Source organism: Hyunsoonleella ulvae (assembly GCF_016827605.1).
GTDB lineage: Bacteria > Bacteroidota > Bacteroidia > Flavobacteriales > Flavobacteriaceae > Jejuia > Jejuia ulvae.
On record NZ_JAEPJQ010000020.1, the window covers coordinates 1 to 905 of the forward strand.

General features: G+C 43.4%; 1 protein-coding gene. It reads left to right on the forward strand.

What is annotated here, in order from left to right:
• Window positions 1-905, forward strand: a 905-nt coding sequence (locus tag JS605_RS17445) for a MopE-related protein (protein ID WP_203259009.1), incomplete at both ends; no start/stop codon positions are given.

Consider the following 905-nt stretch of genomic DNA (forward strand, 5'->3'; position numbering starts at 1 on the left):
TACAATGGTGTGGCATACAATGGCGTAATACCGCAACTTGGAGCTACTCCTAATGTACCTGTAGTTATTGAGCTTGAAAATTATGACGCGCTAAGCTCCGACCCTTCTGGAGACGGTGCAAACTTTAGTGATGATACAGATGACATTCCTCCTGGAGTTTTAGGAACGTATAACGATAGAACTGAAGGTGGCTCTACATCTGGCACACAAACGGTTAGACTGTCTAGTGATGTTGATATTAAGGCTGGCGCAACTGGCAATGTACTTACAGATGTGCTACCCAACGAATACACTATATACACCGTAAATGTTGTAACCGCTGGTACTTACCATATGGGAGTGAACTACAGGCATGGCGGAACAAGTAAAGACATTAAAGTGTACTCGCACAATACAGACGGCACTAATAAAACGTTGTTATATGATTCAACACTTGATGGGGGATTACCACAAAGCGTTTATGTAACAACAGATAATTTAGGATCTTTTGAATTACCAGCTGGTCCTCTACTAATTAGGTTTAGAACTTTAGATAGCGGCCCTAGTTTTGATTACATGACATTTACCCTTGAAGGTGAGGAAGCTGAAGATGCCGATGGCGATGGTGAGACTGCTGATACGGATTGTGATGACACAGATCCAGCAGTAAACTCTTCAGCTACCGAAATTCTTTATGACGGGATAGATAACGATTGTAACCCTGAAACACCAGACACGGTAGATGCTGATGGCGATGGCGAGAACTCTGATACGGATTGTGATGACACAGATCCAGCAGTGAACTCTTCAGCTACCGAAATTCTTTACGATGGGATAGATAACGATTGTAACCCTGAAACTCTTGATACCGTAGATGCCGATGGCGATGGCGAGAACTCTGATACGGATTGTGATGACACAGACCC